Below are 2,500 nucleotides of genomic sequence, written 5' to 3' on the forward strand. Positions count from 1 at the left end.
TGGTTTCGGGGAGTAGGATTTGAACCTACGTTCCAGCGCTTTGCGCGTTCGTCGGGTAATCGATCCACTGGATTGATTTCTATTCTTCCTCACCCTTCAGGTTATGAGCCTGACGAGGTTTGATCGTTGAGCAAACAGTCCATTGGACTGTTTGTAGATCGAACGGGCTGTTTGGATTTTGGTTGCGGGGAGAGGATTTGAACCTCTGACCTTCAGGTTATGAGCCTGACGAGCTACCGGACTGCTCCACCCCGCGCCAGGTGTTTTTCTATCATCGTTAGAGAGAAGGGGGATTTTTCTAGGTTTGGCGGTGACCTACTCTCCCGGGGCTTAAGCCCAAGTACCATTGGCGCGGCAGTGCTTAACTTCCGGGTTCGGGATGGGACCGGGTGTTTCACTTGCGCTATGACCACCAAACCGAGGAAAATCCCCGTCGCTCTTTTTGCTTTGCAAAAAGGCGACGCGCGGCAGGCAGCGTATTCGTTTACGAATGCGCGTTGCCGCACGGTTATTATGTCAATCAACAGTGTCGCTTGGCGCGACACAGCCATCCTTAGTCAATTTGGTGTATGTTTTTGATTTGTCTTTCCATTACTGGATCAAATCAAGCCTATCGGGCGATTAGTACCGGTCAACTGAACGCATTACTGCGCTTACATCTCCGGCCTATTGACGTGGTGGTCTTCCACGGCCCTCAGGGAGACCTTGTTTTGAGGGGGGCTTCCCGCTTAGATGCCTTCAGCGGTTATCCTGTCCGATCATAGCTACCCAGCACTGCCGTTGGCACGACAACTGGTCCACCAGTGGATCGTTCACCCCGGTCCTCTCGTACTAGGGGCAACTCCTCTCAAGTCTCCTACACCCACGGCAGATAGGGACCGAACTGTCTCACGACGTTCTAAACCCAGCTCACGTACCTCTTTAAACGGCGAACAGCCGTACCCTTGGGACCTGCTCCAGCCCCAGGATGAGATGAGCCGACATCGAGGTGCCAAACACTGCCGTCGATATGGACTCTTGGGCAGTATCAGCCTGTTATCCCCGGCGTACCTTTTATCCGTTGAGCGATGGCCCTTCCACTCGGGACCACCGGATCACTATGGCCGTCTTTCGACTCTGCTCGACTTGTCAGTCTCGCAGTCAGGCTGGCTTCTGCCATTGCACTCAACGAGCGATTTCCGACCGCTCTGAGCCAACCTTCGCGCGCCTCCGTTACGCTTTAGGAGGCGACCGCCCCAGTCAAACTACCCGCCACGCAGGGTCCCGGATCCGGATAACGGACCGCGGTTAGACATCAAGAGTGCGAAGGGTGGTATCTCAAGGGAGGCTCCACAAAGACTTGCGTCTCTGCTTCAAAGCCCACCACCTATCCTGCACATCACAATCCTGATGCCAGTGCGAAGCTGTAGTAAAGGTGCACGGGGTCTTTCCGTCTAACCGCGGGAAGCCTGCATCTTGACAGGCAATTCAATTTCGCTGAGTCGATGTTGGAGACAGCGGGGAAGTCGTTACGCCATTCGTGCAGGTCGGAACTTACCCGACAAGGAATTTCGCTACCTTAGGACCGTTATAGTTACGGCCGCCGTTTACCTGGGCTTCAATTCAAGGCTCTCACCTCTCCTTTTAACCTTCAGGCACCGGGCAGGCGTCAGACCCTATACGTCGTCTTGCGACTTCGCAGAGCCCTGTGTTTTTAATAAACAGTCGCCACCCCCTGGTTTGTGCCCCCAGCCCCTAGTTGCCTAGGAACCGGGCCTCCTTCTCGCGAACTTACGGAGGTATTTTGCCGAGTTCCTTCAACATCGTTCTCTCAAGCGCCTTGGTATGCTCTACCAGTCCACCTGTGTCGGTTTAGGGTACGGTCTGATAGGAGGGCTATTTCCAGGAACCTCTCAGCAGCCCATTCAATCCAATAAGGATGAACTACCTCTGAGATCCGTCACCACTCCACGGCCTAGGAATATTAACCTAGTTCCCATCGCCTACGCCTTTCGGCCTCGGCTTAGGGGCCGGCTTACCCTGCTCAGATTAGCTTTAAGCAGGAACCCTTGGACTTTCGGCGAGAGTGTCTCTCACACTCTTTGTCGCTACTCATGTCATCATTCTCACTAGTGATCTCTCCACCGGATGGCTCACGCCCCGGCTTCATCGAAAAGACTCGATCCTCCAAGGTGCCCCGAAAGACACTAAAGAGGATAAGTCTTATGTCACACTACGCTCTGCTACCGATGCTTACGCATCCCTAGACTTCGGCTCATGGCTTGAGCCCCGTTACATCTTCGCCGCAGGACAACTTATTTAGACCAGTGAGCTGTTACGCTATCTTTAAAGGATGGCTGCTTCTAAGCCAACCTCCTGGTTGTTTTGGTCGTCCCACCTGCTTTCCCACTTAGCCATGAATTGGGGGCCTTAGTCGTAGGTCAGGGTTGTTTCCCTCTCCACTACGGACGTTAGCATCCGCAGTGTGTCTGCCATCTAGTACTCCCGGGTATTCGGAGTT

Annotated in this window: 1 tRNA gene and 2 rRNA genes (1 of these 3 cut by a window edge); all 3 read right to left on the reverse strand. The window is 53.9% G+C overall.

Features of this window, described 5'->3' with window-relative positions:
- Nucleotides 1-179 precede the first annotated feature (179 nt).
- A tRNA-Met gene (locus Q1B21_RS22110) sits at nt 180-256 on the reverse strand.
- Between the two features lie 46 nt (nt 257-302).
- Nucleotides 303-417: ribosomal RNA gene (gene rrf / locus Q1B21_RS22115) — 5S ribosomal RNA — on the reverse strand.
- A gap of 183 nt (nt 418-600) precedes the next feature.
- A 23S ribosomal RNA gene (locus Q1B21_RS22120) occupies nt 601-2,500 on the reverse strand (it continues 931 nt past the right edge of the window).

It is taken from the genome of uncultured Ruegeria sp. (assembly GCF_947504215.1).
Taxonomy (GTDB): Bacteria; Pseudomonadota; Alphaproteobacteria; order Rhodobacterales; family Rhodobacteraceae; genus Ruegeria.